Annotated in this window: 21 protein-coding genes and 2 tRNA genes; 20 read left to right on the forward strand and 3 right to left on the reverse strand. The window is 73.8% G+C overall.

Annotated elements, in window-relative coordinates:
• Positions 1 to 51: 51 nt before the first annotated feature.
• Positions 52 to 141: transfer RNA gene (locus ACZ5HG_RS01625), tRNA-Ser, on the forward strand.
• A gap of 101 nt (positions 142 to 242) precedes the next feature.
• Positions 243 to 758, forward strand: coding sequence for a hypothetical protein (locus tag ACZ5HG_RS01630; protein WP_464180022.1), 516 nt, complete (start codon positions 243 to 245; stop codon positions 756 to 758).
• A gap of 164 nt (positions 759 to 922) precedes the next feature.
• Here the strand turns inward: ACZ5HG_RS01630 and ACZ5HG_RS01635 are convergent, their stop codons facing one another.
• The gene (locus tag ACZ5HG_RS01635) at positions 923 to 1,423 is read right to left on the reverse strand and encodes a hypothetical protein (RefSeq protein ID WP_464180024.1); all 501 of its coding nucleotides are present in this window, start codon (positions 1,421 to 1,423) and stop codon (positions 923 to 925) included.
• 75 nt (positions 1,424 to 1,498) lie between these two features.
• On the opposite strand from ACZ5HG_RS01635, the gene ACZ5HG_RS01640 reads away from it, so the two are divergent.
• Entirely contained in the window at positions 1,499 to 2,068 is a 570-nt protein-coding gene (locus ACZ5HG_RS01640; protein ID WP_464180026.1) for an exonuclease domain-containing protein, read from the forward strand.
• A 54-nt stretch (positions 2,069 to 2,122) separates the two neighbouring features.
• Here the strand turns inward: ACZ5HG_RS01640 and ACZ5HG_RS01645 are convergent, their stop codons facing one another.
• On the reverse strand, positions 2,123 to 3,268 hold the full coding sequence (locus ACZ5HG_RS01645; RefSeq protein ID WP_464180028.1) for a pyridoxal phosphate-dependent aminotransferase: 1,146 nt from the start codon (positions 3,266 to 3,268) through the stop codon (positions 2,123 to 2,125).
• Between the two features lie 259 nt (positions 3,269 to 3,527).
• Here ACZ5HG_RS01645 and ACZ5HG_RS01650 point away from each other — a divergent pair, with 259 nt between their 5' ends.
• The 13 genes from ACZ5HG_RS01650 (at position 3,528) to ACZ5HG_RS01710 (ending at position 16,897) form a co-directional block, all read left to right on the forward strand.
• The gene (locus tag ACZ5HG_RS01650; RefSeq protein ID WP_464180030.1) at positions 3,528 to 4,379 is read left to right on the forward strand and encodes an ABC transporter substrate-binding protein; all 852 of its coding nucleotides are present in this window, start codon (positions 3,528 to 3,530) and stop codon (positions 4,377 to 4,379) included.
• Positions 4,379 to 5,296 carry an amino acid ABC transporter permease gene (locus ACZ5HG_RS01655; protein WP_464180032.1) on the forward strand — a complete coding sequence of 306 codons (918 nt, stop codon included), beginning with the start codon at positions 4,379 to 4,381 and terminating at the stop codon, positions 5,294 to 5,296. Before ACZ5HG_RS01650 ends, ACZ5HG_RS01655 begins: the two co-directional genes overlap by 1 nt.
• Positions 5,275 to 6,045: an amino acid ABC transporter ATP-binding protein gene (locus ACZ5HG_RS01660; protein WP_464180034.1), complete on the forward strand. Its 771-nt coding sequence runs from the start codon at positions 5,275 to 5,277 to the stop codon at positions 6,043 to 6,045. The genes ACZ5HG_RS01655 and ACZ5HG_RS01660 overlap by 22 nt, the downstream gene beginning before the upstream one ends.
• 5 nt (positions 6,046 to 6,050) lie before the next feature.
• Positions 6,051 to 7,400 carry a winged helix-turn-helix domain-containing protein gene (locus ACZ5HG_RS01665; RefSeq protein WP_464180036.1) on the forward strand — a complete coding sequence of 450 codons (1,350 nt, stop codon included), beginning with the start codon at positions 6,051 to 6,053 and terminating at the stop codon, positions 7,398 to 7,400.
• On the forward strand, positions 7,393 to 8,262 hold the full coding sequence (locus ACZ5HG_RS01670) for a hypothetical protein (protein ID WP_464180038.1): 870 nt from the start codon (positions 7,393 to 7,395) through the stop codon (positions 8,260 to 8,262). The genes ACZ5HG_RS01665 and ACZ5HG_RS01670 overlap by 8 nt, the downstream gene beginning before the upstream one ends.
• Entirely contained in the window at positions 8,259 to 9,332 is a 1,074-nt protein-coding gene (locus ACZ5HG_RS01675; RefSeq protein ID WP_464180040.1) for a hypothetical protein, read from the forward strand. The genes ACZ5HG_RS01670 and ACZ5HG_RS01675 overlap by 4 nt, the downstream gene beginning before the upstream one ends.
• 118 nt (positions 9,333 to 9,450) lie before the next feature.
• Positions 9,451 to 11,535: a hydantoinase/oxoprolinase family protein gene (locus tag ACZ5HG_RS01680; RefSeq protein WP_464180042.1), complete on the forward strand. Its 2,085-nt coding sequence runs from the start codon at positions 9,451 to 9,453 to the stop codon at positions 11,533 to 11,535.
• On the forward strand, positions 11,532 to 12,434 hold the full coding sequence (locus tag ACZ5HG_RS01685) for a hypothetical protein (RefSeq protein ID WP_464180044.1): 903 nt from the start codon (positions 11,532 to 11,534) through the stop codon (positions 12,432 to 12,434). The genes ACZ5HG_RS01680 and ACZ5HG_RS01685 overlap by 4 nt, the downstream gene beginning before the upstream one ends.
• A gap of 23 nt (positions 12,435 to 12,457) precedes the next feature.
• Positions 12,458 to 13,999, forward strand: coding sequence for a hydantoinase B/oxoprolinase family protein (locus tag ACZ5HG_RS01690; protein ID WP_464180046.1), 1,542 nt, complete (start codon positions 12,458 to 12,460; stop codon positions 13,997 to 13,999).
• A gap of 45 nt (positions 14,000 to 14,044) precedes the next feature.
• Positions 14,045 to 14,665, forward strand: a complete 621-nt coding sequence (locus tag ACZ5HG_RS01695; RefSeq protein WP_464180048.1) for a DUF1989 domain-containing protein — start codon at positions 14,045 to 14,047, stop codon at positions 14,663 to 14,665.
• Positions 14,666 to 14,767: 102 nt separating this feature from the next.
• Entirely contained in the window at positions 14,768 to 16,045 is a 1,278-nt protein-coding gene (locus ACZ5HG_RS01700) for a threonine/serine exporter family protein (RefSeq protein WP_464182075.1), read from the forward strand.
• A 111-nt stretch (positions 16,046 to 16,156) separates the two neighbouring features.
• Positions 16,157 to 16,245: transfer RNA gene (locus tag ACZ5HG_RS01705), tRNA-Ser, on the forward strand.
• A 238-nt stretch (positions 16,246 to 16,483) separates the two neighbouring features.
• Positions 16,484 to 16,897: an ArsR/SmtB family transcription factor gene (locus ACZ5HG_RS01710; protein WP_464180050.1), complete on the forward strand. Its 414-nt coding sequence runs from the start codon at positions 16,484 to 16,486 to the stop codon at positions 16,895 to 16,897.
• Positions 16,898 to 16,915: 18 nt separating this feature from the next.
• On the opposite strand, the gene ACZ5HG_RS01715 is transcribed toward ACZ5HG_RS01710, so the two are convergent.
• Positions 16,916 to 18,184 carry a methyl-accepting chemotaxis protein gene (locus tag ACZ5HG_RS01715; protein WP_464180052.1) on the reverse strand — a complete coding sequence of 423 codons (1,269 nt, stop codon included), beginning with the start codon at positions 18,182 to 18,184 and terminating at the stop codon, positions 16,916 to 16,918.
• Between the two features lie 326 nt (positions 18,185 to 18,510).
• Between ACZ5HG_RS01715 and ACZ5HG_RS01720 the strand changes: the two genes are divergently transcribed.
• Genes ACZ5HG_RS01720 through ACZ5HG_RS01735 form a run of 4 tightly spaced genes read left to right on the forward strand, consistent with a single transcriptional unit; the run spans position 18,511 to position 22,581 of the window.
• A complete protein-coding gene (locus ACZ5HG_RS01720) occupies positions 18,511 to 19,650 on the forward strand; it encodes an FAD-binding protein (RefSeq protein WP_464180054.1) in 1,140 nt (379 codons plus the stop codon).
• Positions 19,647 to 20,432 (forward strand): SRPBCC family protein, encoded by a 786-nt coding sequence (locus ACZ5HG_RS01725; RefSeq protein ID WP_464180056.1) that lies wholly within the window; start codon positions 19,647 to 19,649, stop codon positions 20,430 to 20,432. Before ACZ5HG_RS01720 ends, ACZ5HG_RS01725 begins: the two co-directional genes overlap by 4 nt.
• Positions 20,433 to 20,468: 36 nt before the next feature.
• Positions 20,469 to 22,457 carry a linalool dehydratase/isomerase domain-containing protein gene (locus tag ACZ5HG_RS01730; RefSeq protein ID WP_464180058.1) on the forward strand — a complete coding sequence of 663 codons (1,989 nt, stop codon included), beginning with the start codon at positions 20,469 to 20,471 and terminating at the stop codon, positions 22,455 to 22,457.
• A 1-nt stretch (position 22,458) separates the two neighbouring features.
• Positions 22,459 to 22,581: a hypothetical protein gene (locus ACZ5HG_RS01735; RefSeq protein WP_464180060.1), complete on the forward strand. Its 123-nt coding sequence runs from the start codon at positions 22,459 to 22,461 to the stop codon at positions 22,579 to 22,581.
• Positions 22,582 to 22,616 lie beyond the last annotated feature (35 nt).

The following is a 22,616-nucleotide window of genomic DNA, read 5'->3' on the forward strand; positions in this document are numbered from 1 at the left end:
TCGGCGCGCCGGGCGTGGCAAGATCGCTCCGGTGCCGGGCGACCGGTGCCGGGAGGGCTGGCTGAGCGGCCGAAAGCGACGGTCTTGAAAACCGTTGGTGCGGTGACCCCGTACTCAAGGGTTCGAATCCCTTGCCCTCCGCCGTGGCGGTCCCGTCGCTGTCGCACCGGTCCCGGGGAGCCCCGTCTCACCGGCTAGGGTCGCGAGAGCACGCCCGCGACAGCGAGGGGTCACCGGTGCACGTGTTCGTCGACGAGTCCAAGGCAGGTCCGTACCTGCTCGTCGCGAGCGCGGTGCTGCCGGCCGACACGGGCGCAGCCCGCGGCGCCGTCCGGCGACTCCACCTGCCGAAGCAGGGCCGGATCCACATGACGGCCGAACGTGACTCCCGTCGGCGCACGATCCTCGACGCGTTCGGGCACGCCGGCCTGCGGGCGACGATCTACCAGGCGACGGGATACAAGCGGAACATCGACGCCCGCGCGGCCTGCGTCGATCGGCTGGTGCGGGCATCGGCTGCCGAGCCGTCGGCCCGACTGACCTTCGAGTGCGACCGGTCGCAGGACGAGCGTGATCGCCACCAGCTCTACCGGCTCGTCCGAGAGCTCGGGTGCGCCGAGCGGGTCCAGTACGAGCACCGCCTCGCGACGGCTGAACCGCTGCTGGCGGTCCCGGACGTGATCGGGTGGGCGTTCGCACGCGGCGGGGATTTCCGCAGGCGCGCGATGCCGCTGGTGCTCGAGGTCGTCGACGTCTGACCCCGGACATGCGTCAGGCCCGAGCGCCACGACCGTCCGGACGGGTCTCGAGCCTGCGTCTTCCCTCGGCTACTGCCTCGGGCCCTTGCCACGGTACGCGAGCACGCGGGCGCGGTCCAGTCTCCGGCCCCGCGCACCTCCGCGGCGTCCTGCCGTGCGTCTGCTCAGGCCGGCCCCACCCGGTCCACCGCGAGCCGCCGCAGCCGCTCCGCCGCCGCACCCTCGCGGGCGACGTGGTGCCCGGCGAGCACCCACCGGGCGCCGCTCTCGTCGCGCCGGATCCCGCCGGAGACGGTGAACGCCCCGCAGCCCTCGAACTCGAAGTCGGCGGTGACGACGTCGCCGTCCGCGAGGCTCGCGACCACCACGTGCAGGTCGACGTCGGACTGCGGCTCGTCGTGGTCGGGCACCGACGCCGGCGCCAGGCTCTGCAGGTCGGCGACGGGGTCGGTGCCGTTGCCGCCGGTCAGGTCGGACCAGCCGATCTTGTACCCGGTGTCGGTGAGGTCTCGGCGCACCCGGCCGGTGACGGCGTAGCGGCCGTGCTCGGGGGTGCGGAAGGTCGCGGTGACCGCTGCTCCCGGGTGGATGTCCGCGAGGGCGTCGCGCAGGGCGGCCAGGTCGCGGCGGGTCACGGGCACGGCGAAACCGAGGTCGTCAGGCACAGTCGGAGGCTACCGCGAGGTGACCTGCGCCGATGGTCCCGGGGTGGGTCGTCGCCCCGACCTACGATGCGGGTCATGCCGATCGCCGCGCTCTCCCGGTTGTCCTTCACCGCGATCGACTTCGAGACCGCCAACCCGCAGCGGGCCTCGGTGTGCGCGGTCGGGGTGGTGAAGGTCCGCGACGGCGTCGTCGTCGACTCGCTCAGCACGCTGGTGCAGCCGCCGCCCGGTCACGAGACCTTCGCGCCGATGAACGTGGCCGTGCACGGGATCCGGCCGCGCGACGTCCTCGGGGCGCCGACGTGGGACGAGGTCTACCCGGCCGTGGCCGCGCTCGCGGGCCCGGACGTGCTGGTGGCGCACAACGCGTCCTTCGACCGCTCGGTGCTGACGCGGGCGAACCAGGCGGTCGGGCTGCCCGTCCCGTCGTCGACCTGGCTGTGCACCCGCGACACCGCGAAGGACGTCCTCGATCTGCCGTCCTACCGGCTGCCCGACGTGTCGCGCGCGCTGGGTCTCGCGCCGCACGCCCACCACGACGCCGCCGCGGACGCCCGGCAGTGCGCGCTCGTGCTCGTGGCGCTGCACCGGCGTCGGGGTCCGGCCGGGCCGTCGCTGGTGACGCAGCGCGCACGCTCCTGGTGACGGACGGCCCCGCCGCGTGGCGCCCCGGTCACGGGCGAGAGGGCTGCGACCGGGTCAGCGCTCCGCGAGTGCGTCCAGCGTGCGGCGGGTGGTGCGCAGCGCCTCGTCCAGGGCCGCGTCGGGCGCGGTCAGCGCCAGCCGCACGAAGCCGTCCTGCTCGCTGTACACGGTCCCGGCGGAGGTCAGCACCCCGGCGGCGCGCAGGGCGGCGGTGATCTCCGTGCTGGAGCAGCCGGTCGCCCGGCCGTCGATCCACAGGTAGAAACCGCCGAGGGTGTCCACCGGCGCGGTGGGCGCCCAGGGTCCGAGGATCTGCACCGCGCGCTCGAAGCGTGCCCGATAGGCGTCGGCGAGCTCCGCACCGCGACCGCCGAGCGTGCGCAGGGCCTCGACGGCGACCAGCTGGGCGGTGATCGGCGCGCAGCCGGCGGTGGTGCCGTGCAGGGCGGCGACGGCGGCGCGGAACTCCGGTGGTGACACCAGGGCGCCGACGCGCAGCCCGGTCATCGAGTACGTCTTGGAGAACGTGCGGGCGCTGAACGTGCGGTCGTGGCCGCCGTCGGCCAGCGGGGAGGGCGCACGCCCGCCGGCGAGCACGATCGACTCGTAGGCCTCGTCGGACAGCAGGTACGCGTCGTGCTCCCGGGCGAGCGCGACCAGGTCGCGCAGCACGGATGCCGAGGCCACCGCGCCGGTGGGGTTGGACGGCGAGTTGACCACCACCAGCCGGGCACCGGAGCGCAACGCCGACTCGACCGCGGCGAGGTCGAGGAAGGCGTCGCCGGAGGGGCCCTGCGGGACCGGCACCACGCGCAGGCCGAGGCGCTCTGCGAGCACCCGGTAGTTCGGCCACGCCGGGTCCGGCACCACCAGTGCGCCGCCGGGGGCGCACACCGCGGCGAGCGCGACCGCGACCGCACCGGTGCCGCCCACCGTGATGACCACGTCCTCGGCCGCCGGGTGGTGGCCGGGCTGGTCGGCGACGTCCTGCGCGACGAGCGCGCGCAGCTCGGGCAGGCCGAGCTTGGGCGTGTACCCGGTGCGGCCGGCGCGCAGGCTGGCGACGGCGGCCTCCACCAGCACGGCGGGCAACGTCTGGTCGGGCTCGCCGATCGACAGGTCGATCTCGCCCGCGGCGGCGCCCGCGGACATCATGCGCGCGACGGCGTCGTCCGGGGCAGACCGGTTCTCAGAGGGCACGGCTGGCCACCTCTCGTGCGTCGGAAAGATGTCGGCCCGACGGTGCGGCGGGCCTCTGGAGCCATCGTAGGAGCCGGTTCATGTCGCGAACGTGTCGGTTCGGCAGGGCAGAAATGCTCCGGATCGCCCGGCGTGACACGGCCGAAACACGCGCCTCGTCTCATGGGCGCAGCAGCACGAAGAGCGTCGAACCCCGCGACGCGATCCCCTCCGCCTGCTCCCCGGCACGACCCCCTGCACCGCACCGAACGGAGCTCCCATGCGCACCTCCCGCACGCGACGCGTCGCCGCCGGCGCCGCCCTCCTCGTCCTCGGCCTGACGGCCTGCTCCTCCACCGGCACGTCCGACGACGACGCCTCGGCCTCCACGGCCGCCGACGGCGACCCGATCGTGGCGGCGGCCGACCCGTCGCTGCTCCCGTACAACTTCCTCGGCGAGGACGGCTCGACCTGGGAGGGCATCAACGTCGACCTGGCGGCCGCCCTGTCCGAGCAGCTCGGCCGGGAGATCGTCTTCGAGAGCGCCGGCTTCGACACGATCATCCCGGGCCTGGCCTCCGGTCGGTACGACATCGCCCTGACCGGCATGTTCGACACCAAGGAGCGGCAGCAGACGGTCGACTTCGTGGACTACCTGCTCGCCGCGAACAACTTCCTGACCCGGTCGGACTACCGCGACGTCGAGTCGATGGACGACCTGTGCGGCGAGGTCGTCGGCATCCCGGGCGGCGCGATCGAGGCCGACCTGCTCGCGGAGGCGTCCACGGCGTGCACCGACGCCGGTGAGGAGGCCATCACGATCAGCGAGTTCGCCGACCTGGACGCCACGGTGCTCGCGCTGAAGTCGGGCCGGATCGACGTGACGCCCAACGACTCGGCCGCGAACGCGTACATCCTGGACCAGAACGCCGACGAGCTGAAGACCTCCGGCGGCTACCTGAACGAGGGCTACTTCGCCGCCGCCTTCCCGAAGGACAGCGAGCTGACCGCTGAGCTGGAGCAGGCGTTCGCGGCGATCATGGCCGACGGCACCTACGCGGGGATCCTCGAGGACTGGGGCATCGCCGACCGCGGGCTGGAGGAGCCGATCATCAACGGGTCCCCGTTCTGATGTCCCGTCCTGACCTGACCCTGGCACCGCGGGGCGCCGACAACGTCGTCGTCCCGCGGCCCAGGCCGTGGCGCTGGGTCGGCATGGTGCTGGTCGCGATCGTCGCGGTCACCATCGGCTGGTCCTTCATCACGAACCCGAACTACCGGTGGGACGTCGTCGCGGGCTACCTGTTCGACCCGCGGATCCTCGCCGGGCTGCGCACCACGCTGCTGCTGACCCTGGTCGGCACGGTGATCGCGGCCCTGCTCGGCCTGGTGCTCGCGGTGATGCGGCTGTCCTCCAGCCCGCTGCTGCGCGGCACCGCCGGCGTCTACGTGTGGTTCTTCCGCGGCACGCCCGTGCTGGTCCAGCTGATCCTCTGGTACAACCTGGCGATCCTGGTGCCGGAGTTCAGCATCCGCATCCCCTTCGGCCCGACCCTGTGGTCCGCCAGCACGAACGACCTGATCACGCCGTGGACCGCGGCGATCCTGGGCCTGGCGCTGAACGAGGCCGCCTACCTGGGCGAGATCATCCGCTCCGGCATCATCTCGGTCGACCGCGGCCAGACCGAGGCGGCGCACGCGCTCGGGCTCGGCAAGGTCGACACCTTCCGCCGGATCGTGCTGCCCCAGGCGCTGCGCGTGATCGTGCCTCCGGCGGCGAACGAGGCGATCGGCCTGCTCAAGTACTCGTCCGTCGTCTCCGTGATCGCACTGCCCGAGCTGCTGTACGCCGGCCAGCTCATCTACGCGCGGACCTACGAGACCATCCCGGTCCTGATCGTGGTCTGCCTCTGGTACCTCGTCGTCGTCTCTCTGCTCACCGTGGTCGAGTCCCGGGTCGAGGCCCGGCTCGGCGCCGGGTTCCGGCAGCACGTCGAGGACTCGCCCCGCAACGGAAGGTGGACCCGGTGGCTGCTGCCCAGGCGCTAGTGCAGGTGCGCGAGCTGCGGAAGCGGTTCGGCTCCAACGAGGTGCTGCGAGGCGTCGACCTCGACGTGCACGCCGGTGAGGTGCTGTGCCTGATCGGCGCGTCCGGCTCCGGCAAGTCCACGCTGCTGCGCTGCCTCAACCACCTCGAGCGGCCGGACGCCGGTCGCGTGGTGGTCGACGGACAGCTGATCGGCATGACGGAGCGCGGCGGCCGGCTGCACGAGCTGCCGGAGAAGGCGGTGCACGCCCAACGCGCCGGGATCGGCATGGTGTTCCAGCACTTCAACCTGTTCCCGCACATGACGGTGCTGCAGAACGTGATCGAGGCGCCGATGCGGGTGCGCGGCTACACGCGGGACGCGGCCGTCGCCACCGCGATGGACCTGCTCACCCGGGTCGGCATGGAGCACAAGGCCGACGCCTATCCCCGCAGCCTGTCCGGCGGGCAGCAGCAGCGGGTGGCCATCGCGCGCGGCCTGGCCATGCGGCCGGGGCTGATGCTGTTCGACGAGCCGACGTCCGCGCTGGACCCGGAGCTGGTCGGCGAGGTGCTCGACGTGATGCGCGCGCTGGCCGCCGACGGCATGACGATGATCGTCGTCACGCACGAGATGGCCTTCGCCCGCGAGGTCGCCTCGCAGGTCGCCTTCATGTCCGAGGGGCAGATCGTCGAGCGCGGCACCCCGGCGCAGGTGCTCGGCGCGCCCGAGCACGAGCGCACCCGCGCGTTCCTGTCGAAGGTGCTCTGACGCCGGTGCCGGTCACGCAGCCCACCGCACCGACCGCCGCCGAGCCCGGGCTCGCCCGCGCGCTCACCGCGCAGGACGTCGCGCTGCTCAGCCCGGCGGTGCTGTGCGCGGAGCCGGGATCGCCGGCCTCCCGGATGCAGACCCGCGTCGGGCGCACCGCCTGGCCGACGTCGGTGCACGTGGACGTCACCCGCGCGGCGCACGACGCCTCGGTCCGCGAGCCGCGCCTGGTGCTGGTGGGCGGCAGCACCTTCGCGTGGGTGCACCAGGCGGTCCGGCTGCTGCGGCGCGGCTCCTCGTTCCCGATCGCGGTGGTCGCCACCGTGATGACCGACGACGAGATGCTCACGCTGCTCGGCGCGGGGGCGAACCTGGTGATCGAGGCGCACGCCGGTCCGCGTGAGCTGGTCGCCCGGCTCGGGGCGCTGTCCCGCAGCGCAGCGGGCGACCCGTCGTTGCAGGTGCGCTGGTTGCAGGCCGGTGCGATGCGGGTCGACCTCCAGTCCCGCCGCTGCCTGGTCGGCGAGGAGCAGGTGCCGCTGAGCCAGACCGAGTTCGACCTGCTCGCGTACCTGATGTCCCGCGCGCAGCAGGTGGCCCCGCACCACGAGATCGTGCAGCAGGTGTGGGGCTGGCGGCACGGGGACGTGCGCAACACCCTGCGGATCCACGTGGGCCGGCTGCGCCGCAAGCTCGGTGACTCCCCGCGCGCGCCGCGGTGGATCGGCTCCGCCCGGGGGATGGGCTACCAGTTCCTGCTGCCGGTGTCCGAGCTCGGCGAGGACCGCAGCGAGGAGCGGCTGCGTCAGGCCATCGCGGTGCTGAACGCCCAGGCGGACGCGCTGCGCGCGCTGGTCGAGACCCTGCCCGCCGCCGAGGACGTCGGCCTGCTGGCCGAGACGGTCGTGCAGTGGGCGGTCACCCGGGGGTTCGGCGACGCCGCGACGGTGTTCCGGATGGAGGCGGACGACGCCGGGCACCCGGTGTCGCGCCTGGTGGCGTCGGCGGGGATGTCCGCGCGGTGGCGGCAGTCGATCGCGACCGGGCACCCGATCAGCGAGGGGTTCATGGGCTCGCAGGTGTACGCCCGGGGCGAGGTCGTGCAGATGTCGGACATGTCGCGGCTGTCCAAGCGGTTCCCGGTGACCGCCCGGATGTCCACCGCCGAGGACCTGCACGCCTGCGTGATGTTCCCGCTGCGCGTCCGGGGCCGGGTGTGGGGCGACCTGGCGTTCGTCAGCCGCGCGCCGCGCGCGTTCCCGCCCGCCCGCACCGCGTACCTGCAGACCGTCGCCGCCGTGGTGGCGCTCGCGGTCGAGGCCCGCACGACGCCGGAGGTGGAGCCCGGTGCGTGAGCTGACCGACGCCGACGTCCTCGCCGTCCCGCTGCCCGCCGTGGTGGACGAGGTGGCGCGCTGCCTGGCCGACCTCGGCACCGGCGCGGCGACGCAGGCCCCGAAGGCCGTGCTGCCGGTCGGGCCGGGTGCGTTCTTCCTCTCGCTCGCCGCCGTGGTGCCCCGCCTCGGGCTCGGCGTCGCCAAGTGGGCGTCCTACGCGCCCGGTGGAGCCGGGCTGCCGGGGCGGTCGACCTCGACGGTGATCGTGTCCGACGCGCGGACCGGCGATCCGCTCGCGCTGGTGGACGGGATGGCGTTCACCCTGCGCCGGACGGCCGCCACCGCGGTGGCCGTGGCCCGGGCCGCCTCCCGGCGTGCCGACGGCGCGGCCGCCGGCCCGCGGACCGTGGCGCTCGCCGGCTGCGGGGCGACCAACCGGGCGGTGCTGGCGGCGGTGCTGGCCACCGCCCCGGAGGCCGACGTGCGGGTGCTGGTCCGGCACGAGTCCTCGGCGGCGGCCCTGCGCGAGACCCTCGCCCCGCTGGTGCGCGGGCGGCTGGACGTCGGCACCGGGCCCGACGTTCTGCGCGGCGCCGACTGGGCGTTCTCCGCGACCGGCGCCACCGAGCCCGTCGCCGACCTCGCGGTGCTCGCCCCCGACGCCGTGGTGGTCGCGCTGGACGGCGCCCGCACCTGGCACCGCCCGGCGGGCACACCCGCGCTGGACGACCACGTGCGACCGGACGGCCCTCCCCCTGCGGTGCCGCTGCTGCTCGCCGGGCGCGTGCCGCTGCCCGCCGGCCGGGTGCTGCTGGACGTCGCGGGCTCCGCGGTCTGCGACGTGGCGCTCGCGGCCTGCCTGCCGGGGGTGCGCCCGTGACGCCCGTGACCCGGCTGGTGCTCGCGCTCGGCGCGGCCAGCGCCTACTCGGCCTTCCCCGCGCCGTTCTACCACCACGTGCAGGCCGCCACCGGATCCCGGTGGACCACGCCGGTGCTGTTCGCCGCGCACGGCCTGGCGCAGGTCGCCGCGATGACCGTGGTCGGCCGGCTCCGGCTCCGCCCGGCCGCGACCGCGCGCGTCGTCTCGGCGCTGCTGCTGGTCGACGCGGCCGGGGCGGCGGTGCTCGTGCTGGCTCCCGCCCCGGGCGGCTTCGTGCTGCTGCTGGTGGGGCGGCTGATCACCGGCGCGGCCCTCGGCGCGCTCACCCCGGTGGCCAGCGCGCAGATCCTGCGCGGGCCGCGCGGCGCGACGCTGGTGACGGTCGCGGTGCTCGGCGCGGTCGGCGCGGGATCGCTCGTCGCGGCCGGGCTCGCCGCCGCCAGCTGGTCGCGGGGCGCCGTGCTCGCGGTCGGGCTGGTGCTGCTGCCGCTCGCGGCGTGGGTCGTTCGGGGCGCGGGCCACGGCGTGGTGGCGAGCGCCGCGCGGGCCGCGGGCGGGGTGCGCGGCACCGTCCCTGCGGGCGAGCCCACCGTGGCATCCGTCGTGCCGGTGCGGCCCGCCGTCCTGCTCGCCTGCGCCGCGCTGGCCTTCGCCGCGAACGGGGTGCTCGGGCTGTTCTGCTCGACGCTGCCCGGCGTGGTCGCCGGCCTGGCCGGGGGCGACTCCGCCGTCGCCGGTGCGACGACCGGGCTCGTGATGCTCAGCGCGGGCGGTGCGCGGCTGCTGCTCGGCGGCCTGCCGACCCGGCGGGTGCTGTTCGTGGTTGCGCTCGGGACCGTGCTCGGGCTGGCCGGTCTGGCAGGCGGGCTCGGCGTCGGCCGGCTGGACCTCACCCTCGCCGCTGCCGTGCTGCTCGGCGGGGCCGCGGGCACGGCCTTCGACGGGGCGGTCCGCGTCGCGGGCCCCGCCGGGGTGCCGGGGCTGGCCCGGGTCCAGCGCGGCGGCCAGCTCGGCCTGGTCCTGCCGGTGCTCGCCTACCCCCTCGTCGTCCCGGCGGTCGCGTCATGACCCGCACCGCCACCCACGTCCCCGACCTCCAGCCCGTGCTCCTGGTCCCGCCCCGGCCGCCGACGTGCCGCGCGCACGTCCCGACCCCCTGACCTGACCTGCGACGCGAGGAGCAGCAATGCGAGTGAGCTTCGACATCGGCGGCACCTTCACCGACCTGGTGCTGCTGGACGAGACGTCCGGCCGTGCCTGGCTGGGCAAGTGCCTGACCACCTACGACGACTTCAGCCGCGCCATCGAGCAGGGCATCCGCCAGGTGCTCGACGCCGCGGACGCCGGACCCGACGCGATCGACGACTCGGTCGTCGGCGCGACCACCCTGGTCACCAACGCGCTGATCGAGCGCCGCGGGGCCGACACCGCCCTGATCACCACCCGCGGCTTCGGGGACACCCTGGAGATCGGCCGCGAGTGGCGGTACGACCTGTACGACGCCCAGCTCCAGCTGCCCGAGCCGCTGGTGCCGGTGGCGCAGCGGTTCGAGGTCACCGAGCGGCTCTACGCCGACGGCACCACGGCGACCCCGCTGGACCTGGACGAGGTCGGCCGGATCGCCGACCGGCTGGCCGAGCTCGGCGTGGAGTCGGTGGCGGTCTGCCTGCTGCACTCCTACGCCAGCCCGGCGCACGAGGAGGCGGTGGGGAAGGTGCTCGCCGAGCGGCTGCCCGGCGTGCCGGTCACGCTGTCCGGGCACCTGGTCCCGGTGATCCGCGAGTACGAGCGCACGGTCACCGCGCTCGCCAACGCCTACGTGCGCCCGGTCGCCGGGGAGCACTTCGCCGACATCGAGCGGGCGGTCGGCAACCTCGGCATCGACCAGCCGCTGGTGCTGATGCAGTCCAACGGTGGGGTGATCTCCACCCCGACGGCGCGCGAGGCCCCGCTGCGGCTGCTCGAGTCGGGTCCGGCCGCGGGGGCGATCGGCGCGGCGTACGTCGGCCGCCGGCTCGGCCTGGACCGGCTGATCGCCTTCGACATGGGTGGGACCACCGCCAAGGTGTGCCTGATCGAGGACGGCCGACCCACCGTGCACAACGGCTTCGAGGTCGGACGCGTGCACCGGCTCAAGGCCGGGTCGGGGCTGCCGGTGAGCATGCCGGTGGTCGACATGATCGAGATCGGCGCGGGCGGCGGATCGATCGCCGCGCTGGACGACCTCGGTCTGCTCAAGGTCGGACCGCACTCTGCGGGCTCCCGGCCCGGACCGGCCGGCTACGGCCTCGGCGGCGACCGCCCGACGGTGACCGACGCGGACATCGTGCTCGGCTACCTCGACCCGGAGTACTTCCTCGGCGGCCGGATGTCCCTGGACGTCGAGGCCTCCCGGCGCGCGATGGTCGAGCACCTCGGCACCGCCTTCGGCGACGACCCGGTGGCGGCCGCCGCGGGCGTCGTGCGGGTGGTCGACGAGCACATGGCGCTCGCGATGCAGGTGCACGCCACCGAGCGCGGGCACGACCCGCGGACCTTCACCATGCTGGCCTTCGGCGGGGCGGCCCCGCTGCACGCCGCCCGGGTCGCCCGCACGCTCGGCCTGCGCGAGGTGGTGATCCCCTCGGCCGCCGGGGTGCTGTCCGCCACCGGCCTGCTGGTCGCGCCGCCGATGGTCGAGGTCTCCCGGACCCACCTCACCGAGCTCGCCGCGTGGCAGCCCGGTGCCGTCGCCGACCTGTTCTCCGGACTGGTCGCGCAGGCCGGCGAAGAGCTCGCCCAGACGATCGACCGGGTGGAGCGGTTCGTCGACATGCGCTTCGTCGGCCAGGGCTTCGAGATCGAGGTCGCGGTGGACGAGCACGACGGCCCCGCCGAGTACCTGGAGAAGTTCGGCACCGAGTACGCGCGCGTCTACGGGGTGCGCCCCGACTACGACCGGGCGGAGGTCGTCACCTGGCGGGTCCGCGTGTTCGGCCGGTTCGAGCAGCCCGAGCTCGTGCGGACCGTGCCGCCGGTCGCCGACGCGCCGGCCGGGGGACGGACCCGTACGGTCTGGTTCCCCGAGACCGGCCCGGTCGAGGCCCCGGTGCTGCGGATGCTCGAGCAGCAGCCCGGCTTCTCGGTGACCGGCCCGGCGATCATGCAGCTGCCGGAGTCCACCGCTGTGATCGGTCCGGACGACGTCGCCACCGTGGACGCGGACGGCAACCTGCACATCCGCATCGCCCTGCCCGAGGTGCAGACGCCGCTGACCGAGGTTGGCGCATGAGCCTGGACCGCGCCCGCGCCTGGCTGACCGGCCTCGGCCTGCCCGGCGGCGAACCCGCCGAGCCCGCCGACAGCCCCCTGCGGTTCGCCGACGGCGGCCACTACAAGTGGGAGGTCGCCGGGGCGTTCGACGCCGCGTCCACCGCCCGCCTGCACGCGCTGCTCGCCGCCGGCGGGGTGCGGCTGCACCAGGTCACCAACACCGTCGGCACCATGCGCTACCTGGACGCCGAGGTGGTCGACCTGGTCGCCACCGCCCGTGACCTCGGCGTGCAGCTGCGGATGGCGGTCGGGCCGCGCGGCACCTACGACCTCGGCGCGCAGAAGCTCGCCTCCGGGACCGTCGCCGCCGCCAGCGCCTACCGGCTGCGCGGCGCCGACCACCTGGCGCAGGGGCTGGACGACGTCGCGCACGCCGTCGACCTCGGCGTCCGCGGGTTCCTGGTGTTCGACGAGGGGCTGCTGCTGGTGCTGCACCGGCTCCGATCGGCGGGTGAGCTGCCGGCGGACCTGCGGCTCAAGGCGTCCTCGAACATGGGGGCCGCCAACCCGGCGCACACCCTGCTGCTCGCCGGGGCCGGCGCCGACTCGGTGAACCTGCAGCGCGACCTCGACGTGCGGATGGTCGCCGCCGCGCGCGCCGCCACCGACGTCGCGCTCGACCTGCACACCGACAACCCCCGGCAGACCGGCGGCTTCGTGCGCTCCTACGACGTGCCGGACCTGGTCCGGGTGGCCGCGCCGGTCTACCTGAAGTCCGGGAACGCCGCGCAGGACTTCAGCGACACCGCCCCCACCGAGCGCGAGCTCGCCGCCATCGCCCACCAGGTCCTCCTCGACGACCAGCTGCTCCGCCGGCTGCTCCCCGAGGCGGTCCCGTCCGACCAGCCCGAGTTCTGAGCCCCCTGAGGAGGGATACGACCATGACGACGACCTGGGACGCCGCATCGCTGCAGATCGTGTGGCAGCGACTCATCTCCGTGGCGGACGAGATGGCGGCCGTGCTGCTGCGCACCGCCTTCTCCTCCGTGGTCCGGGAGTCCAACGACCTCGCCTGCGCGGTGCTCACCGCCGACGGCACGCTGCTGGTCGAGTACGGCCGGTCCGTGCCCGTCTTCACCGGCACCGTCGCGGGCACCGCCACCGCGATGGTCGAGCAGTTCGGCAAGGAGAACCTCCGGCCGGGCGACGTGCTGGCCACCAACGACCCGTGGTTCGGGAACACCCACCTGCCGGACCTCACCGCCGTGACCCCGGTGTTCCGGGGCGGCGAGATCGTGGCCTACGTGGCGAGCATCTGCCACCTGTCCGACATCGGCGGCACCTCCGAGGGCGCCTTCGCGCAGGACGTGTACGAGGAGGGCTTCTGCCTGCCGCCGGTCAAGCTCGTCGATGCCGGTGAGCCCAACCACCTCGTCCGCACGATCCTGGCGCGCAACGTCCGGGTGCCCGGGCAGGTGCTCGGCGACGTCGACGCGCTGATCGCCGCGAACAACCTGGGGGAGCGCCGGCTGCAGGCCATGCTCGACGCCGACCCCGACCTGGACCTGCGGGAGGCCGCCGAGCACATCTGCGGCGCGACCGAGCGGGCGGTCCGGCGGTCGATCGCCGCGATCCCGGACGGCCGGTACACCGCCTCGATCGACCTGGACGGCTTCGAGGAGCCCAAGACCATCCACGTCACGGTGGACGTCCTGGGCGACGAGATGGCCGTCGACTACGCGGGCACCTCCGCGCAGTCCCGCTTCGGCATCAACTCGGCCTCCCCGACCTACGGGTACACCCGCTACGGCCTGGCGTGCCTGCTGGCGCCGGACGTGCCGAACAACGAGGGCGCGCTGCGGCCGATCACGATCAAGGTCCCCGAGGGCTCGCTGCTCAAGCCGACCAAGACCGCCGCGGTGTCGGCGAACTTCCCGGCGCACGCGATCCCCTCGGTGCTGTCCCGCGCCCTGCTCGGCCCGCTGCCCTCCCGGGTGCAGGCCGCCGCCGGCACCCCGTTCTGGGTGGTCGGCATCCGCGGCGAGGGCGACGAGGGAGCCTTCGCCTCCCTGCTGTGCTTCAACGGCGGGCAGGGCGCCTCGCAGGGGCAGGACGGCTACGCCACGTTGTCCACCCCGTCGAACGTCTCGAACACCCCGGTCGAGGTGGTCGAGTCGCAGGTCCCGGTGCTGGTCGAGGCCAAGCGCATCGTGCGCGGCTCCGGCGGCGCGGGCCGGTGGCGCGGCGGCGAGGGGCAGGAGGTCGTGCTCCGCTCGGTGCACGACGAGCCGCTGGACATCATCTTCCTCACCGAGCGGATCGAGCACGCCGCCCCCGGCCTGGCCGGCGGGCAGGACGGCGCCACCGGCCTGCTGCGGGTCGACGACGTCGACGTCCCCGAGCCGAAGGGCCGCACCGCGCTCGCCCCGGGCTCCCGGATCCTGCTGCGCACCCCGGGCGGCGGCGGCTACGGCGCGGCCTGAGCCGCGGGCCGATCGCGCACCCAGAACCCCACGAAAGGACTGCACATGAGCACCACCACCGTCGACTGGGCCGCCCCCGGGCGCACCGTCCTGCCACCGAAGGGCCGGCTGGCCCTCAAGCTCCGCGCCGGTCAGCGCGTGACGGTCACCGACCTCGAGGGCCAGCAGGTGATGGACTTCATCGCCTCGATGGTCGACGAGCCCGACGAGCGGCTGTCCGCGATGTTCACCCGGGTCTCCTCCGGCATGTGGGACCTCAAGGAGGGCTACGTCGTCTACTCCGACCGGTGCCGCCCGATGTTCCGCGTCGTCCACGACGACAACGGCACCCACAACATGACCGGCGGCTACTGCACCAAGTACTCGAACTCGATCCGGTACGGCGTCGAGGAGACCTGGGGCTGCCTGGACAACCTGATCGGCGACTGGCTGGAGCTCGGGCTCGACGTCACCGCGATCAACCCGGACCAGTGCATCTCGCTGTTCATGAACATCGTGCACCACCCGGACGGCCGGATGGAGATCGTCGAGCCGACCACCACGGCCGGCGACCAGATCGTGCTGGAGGTGCTGAACGACGTGTACGTGGGCTTCTCGAACTGCCCGGAGGAGCACAACCCGTGCAACGCCTTCCACGTCACGCCGATGGCGGTCACCGTGGAGTGACCCCGCCGGGGTCGTCGCCGCCTCGCTCCCGTGCGGGGGTGAGGCGGCGACGACGCGCTGACCAGGAAACGCTGCACAGCCGTGCCCCGCGCGCCCGGCATCATGGTCACCGTGCCCACGCAGCCCACCGACGACGAGCTCGAGCTCATCCGCCAGTCCGGCGTCGCCCTGCGCGTCGGCCGGCTCAGCCTGTCCGCCGGCACCGGCTCGTACCGGGTGAAGTCCTCGATGGCGCGGGTCGCCCGGGCGCTCGGCATCGACCGGCACACCGCGCACGTCACGCTGACCGAGATCACCACCACCTCGCACCGGGGCGCGTCCTTCCGCACCGAGGTCACCGAGGTCCGCACCGTCGGCATCAACGCCGACCGGCTCGCCGAGCTGGAACGCCTCGCCGGGTCGCTCGCCGCCACCGACCGCCGCGCCACCGTCGAGGAGGTCACCGCCGAGCTGGACCGGATCGAGCGCAAGCCCCTGCTGTGGTCCGACCCGGTGAACGCGCTGTGGGCGGCGATCGCCTGCGCCGCGTTCTCGTTCCTCAACAACGGCGGCATGGTCGAGATCGCCGCGGTGTTCGTCGGCGCGTGGCTCGGCCAGCTGGTCCGCCGCACGCTGGTGCACCGCGGCTTCAACCAGTTCGGCGTCACGATGATCGCCGCCGCGGTCGCCTGCCTGGCGTACCTCGGGCTGGTCTCCGTGCTGCACCAGATGGGCGCCACCGACGTCCGGCACGCCGCCGGCTACGTGTCGGCGGTGCTGTTCCTGGTGCCGGGGTTCCCGCTGGTCACCGGGGGGCTGGACCTCGCCAAGATGGACTTCTCCGCCGGGGTGGCCCGGCTGACCTACGCGATGGTGATCCTGACCTCCGCGGCGCTCGCGGTCTGGGGCGTGTCGATCGCGGTGGGCCTGTCGCCGGATCCCGCCGCCCCGCCGTACTTCGCCCCCGCCGTGCTGCTCGCACTGCGGATGCTGGCGTCGTTCCTCGGCGTGCTCGGCTTCGCGCTGATGTTCAACAGCCCGTGGCGGATGGCGCTGGCCGCCGCCGTCGTCGGCATGATCGCGAACTCCGCCCGCCTGGCGATGGTCGACACCGGGCTCGCCGCGCAGGCCGCCGCCGCGGGCGCCGCCGTGCTGGTCGGGGTGCTCGCCGCCGTGATCGCCCCGCGCCTGGACATCCCGCGGATCACCGTGTCGGTGCCGGCCGTCGTGATCATGGTCCCCGGCGTGGCCGCGTACCGGGCGGTCTTCCACCTCTCGAACGGCGACACCACGCAGGCGCTGGCCTACGGCGTGCAGGCGGCGCTGGTCGTGGTGGCGCTGTCGATCGGGCTGGCCGTCGCGCGGATGCTCACCGACCGGGAGTGGGCCTTCGAGCGCTGAGCCACACGGCGCGGCCTGCGGTGCGGTGTGCGGTGCTGCGGGCGGTGTGGTGGACACGACCCGCAGGCGCTTTGCCCGGTGCCGCCGACGCCCGGTACGCTGGCACGGCTTGGAGACGTCGCATAGCCAGGTCTAGTGCGCGACCCTGCTAAGGTCGTGAAGGGGCAACCCTTCCGTGGGTTCAAATCCCACCGTCTCCGCACGTGAATGAAGAAGGCCCTCCGTGAATGCTCCGGAGGGCCTTCTTCGTCATTCCTGCCCGGCGCTCGACGCGTTCTTCGCGCGGGGACCGATGCGGTTGCCGGGACGTCCCGCCGCGGTCGCCGGTGCGTGGCCGCCGCGCCGCGCAGCCCCGGTCCCGCCGGTGCGGACGTACCCTGTCCCCGCGCCGCCGCCCCGCGTCGCCCCTGCGCCCCGGGCCCCGGGCGGGAGGTCCGGATGTCGCAGCAGATCGCCGTGAGGCCGGGACTGGTCGCGGGCGGGCGTGCGCGCGGCGAGCGCCCGCGCGGGCTGGTGGAGCGGGCGTGCGAGCTCCAGGCGGCGCTGGGGCTGCCGGTGCGGATGAAGATGATCAAGGTGCTCGGCTCGCACCAGGAGGCGCCGCTGTCGGTGACCGAGGTGGCGCGGACCCTGCGGATCAGCCAGCCGACGGCGACCAAGCACCTGCGGATCCTGCACGAGGCGGGCTTCGTCGACCGGCAGCAGGTGGCACGGCGGGTGCACTACACGCTGAATCTGGCGACGGTGGCGGAGTACCGGCGGGTGATGGACCTGGCGTTCACACACGCCACCACCCCGTGCGTGAACGCCTTCGACTGCGACACCTGCGCCTTCGCCGCGACCTGCGTGTAGCGGCGCCGCGGGTCCGGCTCAGAGGGCGGCGGCCGCCGCGCGCTCGAGCTCGGCGAGGCCGTCGGCCATCTGCTCGGTCTCGGAGGCCTGGGACTGCACTGCCCGGGCGATCTCCTGCAGGGCGGCGGACTGCTGCTCGACGGCGGAGGTCAGTGCGGCGTTGTGGTCGGCCAGGTCGTCCATCCGGGAGGCGATGGCGGCCACCCGCTGCGAGGCGGAGCCGACCTGGTTGCGGACCTCGCCGAGGGTCTCGGTGATCGCGGCGGAGCGGGCACCGGACTGCTTGGCGAGCTCCTTGACCTCCCCGGCGACCACCGCGAACCCGCGACCGGCCTCCCCGGCGCGGGCGGACTCGATGGTGGCGTTGAGGGCGAGGAGGTTGGTCTGCTCGGCGATCTGCAGGATCACGTCGGCGGCGGCCATGATCTCGGTGCTGGACTCCTGGAGCGCGGACATCACGTCGCGGGCGGCCTGCGTCTGGTCGACGACGTCGCCGGTGATCGACCCGGTGGCCTGCGCGGTGCGGGTGAGCTCGCCCAGGGAGGCGGTGAGCTGGTCGGTCGCGGTGGCGACGGAGGCGGACTGCTCGCGGACCGCGGAGGCGGAGCGGGACAGGGTGGTGACCTCGGCGGCGAGCTTCTCCTGCACCTGCTGGCGGCGCTGCATCTCGGTCTGGGTCTGCGCGGCGCGCTCGGCGGCGACCCGCTCGTCCTCGTGCCGGCGGGCGGCCTCCTGCCGGGCGACCTCCTCCTGCGCGGCGAGCTGGCGCTGACCGGCCTGGTCCACCTGGGTCCGCAGCCAGGACGCGCCGAAGCCGATCGTGGCGACCTGCACCATGACGGCGAGGGTCTGCAGCGCGGCCTCGCCGAGCGGCATCTGGCCGGACCAGCCGATCAGCTGCGTGACGACGGCGCCGAGCACGGTGACCACCAGGTCGGAGCGGTCCAGGCTGAAGCCGACCCACATGATCAGCGCGCCGAGGCAGATCGCGAGCACCACGGAGGTGGTGGGCGACAGCCAGGCGATCGAGCCGACCACCAGCAGCGCCACCCAGGGCACCGAGCGCCAGAGGATCGCGGGGAGCGCGGCGTTCCGGATCGCCAGCAGCACGCAGCCGGCGACCACGGCGGCCCCGCCGAAGCAGAGCAGCGCGACCCGCTCGTCGGCCGGGGCGATCGGGGTCATGGCGACGATCGCCACCGCGGACACCAGCCACATGACGCCGAGCAGGGCTCCGGACACCGAGGTGTCGTCGGCACGTCGCCGCGTTCCGGTCGAGGTCGTCACGGTCACCGTTCCTCCCGTCGCCCGCAGGGGGCGGTCCGCGTCGGCCTGCTGCCGACGCCCTCCGATCGGTGCGTCGGTGCTGGTCCTGAGCGGGTGTCACCCGGGTGAGGGCGGCGCTCACCCGTGGGCACCTGCTCCGGTGGCCCCGGACGGCGGCACCCGGGCCCTTGGTCCCAGCCCCTTCGGGTGATCTGCGCCGCCGGTGCGCTGACCTGCGGGCTCATGGGGCCGTGGGTGCGCGGCGGAAGAGCCGTTGGTCCCGGGCACGGGTGAAGTCCGCGCGTAGCGTCCCTCCTGACATAGCACTTCGGCTATAGGAGGTGCCCGTGATCCACGACGTCGTGGTGGTCGGTGCCGGCGGGGCCGGTCTCAGCGCAGCGCGCACCCTGCAGGACGCCGGCGCGGACCTGGTGGTGGTCAGCGACACGATCGGCGGACGGACCGCCTACGACCCGGTCGCGGGGGTGAACTGGGGCACCTACTTCGTCATGGCGAACTACCGCAACGCGTCCCGGCTGGTCACGCGGCGCACCCGGATCGACCCGCTGTCCTGCCGGTTCCACGACGGCGAGGGCCGGTCCTTCGCGACGCTCAGCGGGCACACCCTGCGCCGGGCACCCGGCTTCGCGCGCTTCGCGCTGGTGATGGCCCGGTTCATCCGGCACTACGAGCGCTACAAGCGGCTGTGCGAGTACATGTCCCAGCGCGAGGCGATGGAGGTCGACCCGTACATCGGCCGGCTGTTCCGGCAGCCCGCGGCGGACTTCGTGGCCGCGCACGGCCTGGAGGCGGTGGCGCTCGACTACGTGTCGAAGTTCTCCTACGCGTGCACCGGCGTCGACCTGGAGCAGATCACCGCGCTCGACTTCCTCAACGTGGCGCAGGGCCTGGTGCTGCCGATCCACCGGTTCTCCTTCGACGAGGTCGCCGAGCGCGCCCGCCTGGGTCACCGGCTGGTGTCCGGCACGGTGGTGCGGATCGGCGAGGACGACGGCGTGCAGGTCGCCGTCACGGCGGGCGGCGAGGAGATCCGGGCGCGGAACCTGGTGCTCGCCACCCCCGCGGCCGTCACCGCCGAGCTGCTGGGGCTGGGCGAGATCCGGCAGCACTGCCGCCTGTACGTGGCGCACGTGCGCGGGCGGATCCGTCCCGGGCTCGACGGCGAGCAGATGAACCTGTTCCCGTTCTCCTCGCCGATCGTGTTCACCGCGGTGCAGGACGACGGCACGTACCTGGTCTACTCACGCGAGCCGGAGATCGACCTGGATGCCCTGTTCACCACGCACGAGCAGCTCGGCTACCGCGCCTGGGACAAGGCGATGTACGTCTCCGGCCGCGCCTACGTCGAGCAGCAGTACGGCGACGCCGTCTACGTCGCCGGCGACCACAACGGCCTCGGCCTGGAACCCGCCGCGATCTCCGGGATCTACGCCGCGCGCCAGGTGCTGAAGAAGATCCCCCGATGACCTCGACGAGGAGGTTCCCCGTGTCGATGCGCAAGGCCGTCACGGCCGCCCTGCTGATCGGACCAGCCGCCGTCTTCGGCGCGTTCTGGACCTACGGGCGCGGCGCGTTCAGCAGCCCGCAGGCCCGCACCGAGCCGCTGCCCGGCGACGACCTGCTCCGCCCCGACGACCCCTACCTGCGCCTGCAGGAGGAGATCGTCATCGACGCGCCGCCGGAGGTGGTGTGGCCGGTGATCGCGCAGCTCGGCCAGCGCAAGGGCGGCTTCTACGCGCTCGCCTGGCTGGAGCGGCTGTGCGGGTTCCACATCTTCAACACCACCGAGCACGTCGAGGCGTGGCAGCGGGTGGAGCCGGGGGACTTCCTCTTCTACCACCAGGCCGGGATCGGCTCGCAGATCGCCGAGGTCGAGGACGGTGCGTACTTCACCTCGATCAGCGACACCCGCACGCCGCCGACCGCCGAGGGCGGCATGGCCCTGCTGCCGCCGTTCGGCCTGCGCACCTTCGCCTGGACGTGGAACTTCGTGCTCCAGCCGCTGCCCGACGGGCGCACCCGCTTCGTCAACCGCTGCGACACCACCTTCGAGCCGTTCCACGCCCGCCTGCCGCGCGCGCTGGTGATCGTGCTGCTCGGCAGCCCCTCGGTGTTCATGGTCCGCACCATGCTCGAGAAGGTGAAGCGGGTCGCCGAGGGCCGGCAGCGCCCCTCGCCGATGGACCGCGCGATCCGCTCGATGGGCGTCGTCGCCGACCAGGCCCGCCCCCGACCGCTCGGCCGCTAGACCCCACCACCCCGTCGATCACCTGCGAGGTCCGCGATGTCCGCACCGACCGGCACCACCAGCACCTTCGGGTACGTCACCGAACCGCTCCCGCTCCCGCCGCTGCCCACCGACCGGGGATCCACCGGCCCGGTCACCCGTCGCTCCACCCGTCGGCTCGTCGCCTGGGTGCTGGTGTGGCTGGCCGCCACCACCGTGGCCGCGTGGCTGCTCGACGGGCGGGCGCAGACCTTCGTGCTCGGGCTGACGCTGCCCGGCGGCGGGTTCCTCGCGCACCTCGGCGGCGGGGCGGGGACCACGATCGTGCACCTGCTGCTGTTCTTGCTCTCGGTGCTGCTCACCGTGATCGCATACCTGTCCTGGGTCGGCACCGGGAACCTGGTCGGCGTGCCGGTGGTCGTCGTGCTGATGGCGGGCTTCGCCACCCTGATGGGCACCGGCGGGCACCACATGGTGATGTGGGACGGCGCACGGGTGCTGGTCCCGGCGCTCGCCGTGGTGACGCTGCTGGTGATCTGGCTGCTCGTCGCCCGGGACCACGCCGCCGCGGTCGCCCGACGCCCGCAGGTCAACGCCATGCTCGACCGGGTCCGTCCCACCACCGCCGTCACCGTGGTCGACGAGGGCGGGCTGCCGGTGGTCGAGGAGATGACGCCCGAGACGCTCGCGCTCCAGCGGTTCGTGCTCGACCGCGCGCTCCAGCCCGTCGAGACCTTCGACGGCTACGACAAGCTCGACCAGTTCCGCGAGGGCGCGCCCCGCTACCAGACCTGCCTGTCGTCCTACGCGCTGTCCGTGTCCGCCTACGCGCACACCCCGGCGTTCCGCGGCTACGTCGCCGAGGGCCAGCGCCGGTTCGGGCTCAAGATGCAGGACCACCACGTGTGGGGCTACTGGCGGGTGGAGAACCTCTGGGGCCGGCTGCACCAGGACCCGAACCCGGTCGCGGTCAACAACAACATCATGTGGACCGGCTGGTACGCCGGGATGCTCGGCATGCTCGAGTCGGCCAGCGGCGTCGGCACCTTCTCCGAGCCGGGCGGCGTCACCCTGCGTCACCCGCGCGGCAAGCAGTACGTCTACGACTACGCCGGCCTGTGCGACAACCTCTACGACAACTTCACCGCCTCCGCGTTCACCCTGTGGCCGTGCGAGCCGGGCTGGACGTACCCGATGTGCAACAACTTCGGCGCGATCGGGCTGATCGCCCACGACCGGATGCACGGCACCGACTACTGGTCCCGCGTGGTCGACGACTACCGGCGCCGGCTGGAGGACGAGTTCGTCACCGCCGACGGCAAGGTGGTCGCGCTGCGGCACACCTACCTCGGCCTCGGCGTGACCCCGATGAACTCCACGATGCCCGCCGCGATGGTCTCGCTGTACATGAGCGCGGTCTTCCCCGATCTCGCCGCCCGCACCTGGGCCATCGCCCGCGACCGCGCCGTCCGGTTCGGCGACGACGGCATCGAGGTCGACCTCGCGCTGTGGGACCTGATCGACTTCGGCAACTACAAGCCGTCCCGGTTCACCTCGTACGCGATGATCTCCGCCGCCGCCCGCGAGGTCGGTGACCACGAGGTCGCCGACGCGCTGCTCGCCAAGCTGCAGGACGTGCACCCCCTGGTGGTCGAGGACGGCGTCGGGCACTTCGACGGCCGGTCCGTCGGCGCGCACGCCACCGTGCTCATGGCCTCCGGCATCCGCCCCCACGGCCTGCACGACCTGGTGCAGGTCGGCATGCCCGAGCCCTGGCGGCACGGGCCGCTGCTGGACGACGTGGTGTACCCGGACGTGCTGGTCGCCCGCGCCGTCAGCGACGGCGCCGACCTGTCGCTCACTCTCGACCCGGGCCGGGCCGGCGGGCTGCGCAGCACCCTCGGCGTGACGCAGCTCCGGCCCGGGGTGTCCTACCGGGTGGACGGCGGCGTGGACGAGCGGGTGGTCGCGGACGCCGACGGGGCCGCGCGGGTCACGGTCGACCTGCCCGGGCGGACCCGCGTGCGGCTGGTGCCGGAGGTCTGACATGTGCTGCGTCGTCGGGTCGGCGCTGATCATCGGCGTCGCGTGGGTGGTGCGGCAGTTCCGGGTGCGGGTGCTGGGGCGGGAGCCGGAGCACCCGGAGCGGTGGCGGCTGCCGGTGGGGTGAGGATCAGATCTGATTCATTCGATGGCATGTGCGGG

The sequence above is a fragment of the Cellulomonas sp. GTC20042 genome, from assembly GCF_055389595.1.